Annotated in this window: 1 protein-coding gene and 1 pseudogene; both read left to right on the top strand. The window is 56.0% G+C overall.

The window, feature by feature from the left end:
* The first annotated feature begins 175 nt into the window (after positions 1–175).
* Positions 176–547, top strand: coding sequence for an IS66 family insertion sequence element accessory protein TnpB (tnpB, locus tag NG99_RS24465; RefSeq protein WP_157032701.1), 372 nt, complete (start codon positions 176–178; stop codon positions 545–547).
* A 59-nt stretch (positions 548–606) separates the two neighbouring features.
* Positions 607–2,209: pseudogene (gene tnpC / locus NG99_RS24460) on the top strand (IS66 family transposase).
* Positions 2,210–2,602 lie beyond the last annotated feature (393 nt).

Here is a 2,602-nt window from a genome sequence, read left to right as displayed (position 1 = left end):
GCCGGGGAACAGACGACAGAAGTGCTCCCAGAAACACTGAGTGCAGGACGGGTTATTGCCAGCAACGAAGTCAGCGAAAACAGACGGATATGAAAATTTATTCTGGCGGGCTACGGCCTTCAGGGCCTGCTTAACCATTTTGGTGTGAGCGATCTGATGCTCAGAGGAATGTGACATGGAAATGCTCTGCTGCAATGAGATTTTGGGATGTCATATTCTACTGCACTTTGATTTGCAGCCGCCAGGCTGCCCTGTTCAGGACGAACTGAAATCCTCGTGGCACGAAGGTGCCGCCTTCGTCTTCACCAACAAGGCCCGCTCCCGCATCAAGGTGTTGCGCTGGGACAAACACGGTGTCTGGCTGTGTGTTCGCCGTCTGCATAAAGGACACTTCCGCTGGCCGCGTGCAGGTGACAAAGCCTGGTCTCTCACCCGGGACGAATTTAACTGGCTCATTACCGGTGTTGACTGGCAGCAACTCAATGGCCATGACCTCACCAAATGGGTCTTCCGCGGGGAGAGGGGGGCCGCAGTAACCTCGTTGTAATCACAATCCGTAACATCATGAAAAACCGTGAATATCTGTGCTGGTGTATAATAACCGGCATGGACCTCGCGCTTCTCACCACCACAAATGACATCGAACAGCTTCGCACTATGGCCCTTGCCATGGTGCAGAAAGTGGTGGCTGAGAAAAATGCCGAACTGCTGGCAAAAGAGCAGCGTATCAGTTTGCTGGAAGAGGCGCTTATGCTGGCGCGCCAGCATAAGCTTCGGGAAAAAATGCGAAACGCTGACCAGCATGCAACGCTCCCTGTTTGAAGAGGATGTTGATGCTGATATTGCCGCCATCGAAACCCACCTGAAGGCGCAGCGTCCACAGAACGCTGACGAAAAGAAATCACCGTCTTCACGCCCGGTACGAAAGCCCCTTCCGGCAAACCTTGAGCGCGTCACCCGGGTTATCGAACCCGGAACCACCGACTGCTGCCCTGGCTGCCAGGGTGAGTTACGCCACTTCCGCGACGAGATCAGCGAAAAACTGGAGTACATCCCGGCGAAATTCGTGGTCAATCAGTATGTCCGCCCGCAGTATAATTGCCCCGCTTGTGAGAAGGTGTTCAGCGGTCAGATGCCGGCACAGCTCATCCCGAAGGGCATTGCCGAATCCAGTCTGGTCGCCCAGGTGGTTATCAGCAAGTACCGGGACTACCAGCCCCTGTACCGGCAGCAGCACATTTTTTCCCGCGCGGATATAGAACTGCCGGTCAGCACGATGGCGGGCTGGGTCGGGGCAGCCGGAGCGGCACTGGCCCCGCTGGCTGCGTTGCTCCATCAGACGTTATTAACGCGTTCAGTGATCCACGCCGATGAAACCACTCTGCAGATCCTTGATACAAGAAAAGGCGGGGTCGTAAAAAGAGGCTATCTCTGGAGCTATGTCAGTGGGGAGAAAACAGGGGACGCGGTTGTCTGCTTTGAGTGTCTCCCGGGTCGTGGCAGTCAGTACCCCGCGTCATTTTTGTCCGGCTGGTCCGGTCATCTGGTGACTGACGACTATGCCGCTTATAAAACCATGGCGAAACAAAACCCCGGGATCATTAACACAGGATGCTGGAGCCACGTCCGCAGGCGTTTCGCTGACCTCTATAAAGCCAACAGTGCCCCCAGAGCGGGTATGGCGTTGAAAATGATGAGTCATCTGTTCCGGCTTGAAAGTAAGATCAGCCCCCGCCCGCCGGAAAAAATCGCACAGTGGCGCCGACGGTATACAAAGCCACTGCTGGAGAAATTCCATGCCTGGCTGACAGAGCAGGTAAAAGCCTGTCCGCCAGGTGGCGCACTTCACAAAGCCATCAGCTACCCGCTGAAGAAGGAAACGTGGCCAACGCTGGTACATTTCCTGGAAAATGGCAGCATCCCCGTCCATAACAACCGGGCCGAACGTACTATCCGCCCGGTGGCGATGGGCCGAAAGTCATGGCTTTTTGCCGGTTCACAGGCGGCCGGGACGCGGGCGGCGCAAATCATGAGTCTGCTGGAAACGGCGAAAATGAACGGTCTGGAGCCGCATGCGTGGCTGACCGATGTGCTGTCACGTCTGCCATCCTGGCCGGAAGAACGACTGCATGAGTTGCTGCCGCTGAATGGCTTCGCCTTCTCCATCTCAGAGTGCGGGTCTGACGATGACACCCGGGTCATAAGCTGAGTCACGGGCGACACATACCTGATGTCGGGTGTTGCGCGCCTGACAGCAGAAACCGGAGCAGACCAGTAACCACGGGGCCTCCGGCGAAGTCAAAACCTGCAATCCTTTGCCGCATTACCGCAGTCAGTACTTCGGCACCTGACGCGATCTCCTGAGTCAATACTTAAGCACCTGACCCAATACCTGCATTCCATCCAAATCGGGTACCCCCTGGAATCCGGCATGAGTTGCCCGCAACATTACTAACATCACTCACGCAGAGTCTGTCATTCAGCGTTCCCGCGACCCACATAACCCTTCTGGCCGGTGGCCGCGTGGATGTTTACTATACTGATGTGGCAACCGGCGATACATCTGTATCGCTCACCCTGAGCGTGACCGGAAATGACTCCG

The sequence above is a fragment of the Erwinia typographi genome (assembly GCF_000773975.1).
GTDB lineage: Bacteria > Pseudomonadota > Gammaproteobacteria > Enterobacterales > Enterobacteriaceae > Erwinia > Erwinia typographi.
The sequence above is the reverse complement of the archived record's forward strand: the minus strand, read 5'-3'. Positions and strand labels throughout refer to the sequence as shown.

What these genes read in the sequence shown, in the direction of transcription:
- tnpB (WP_157032701.1), top strand. Translation starts at nt 176, where the DNA reads ATGGAAATGCTCTGCTGCAATGAGATTTTGGGATGTCATATTCTACTG.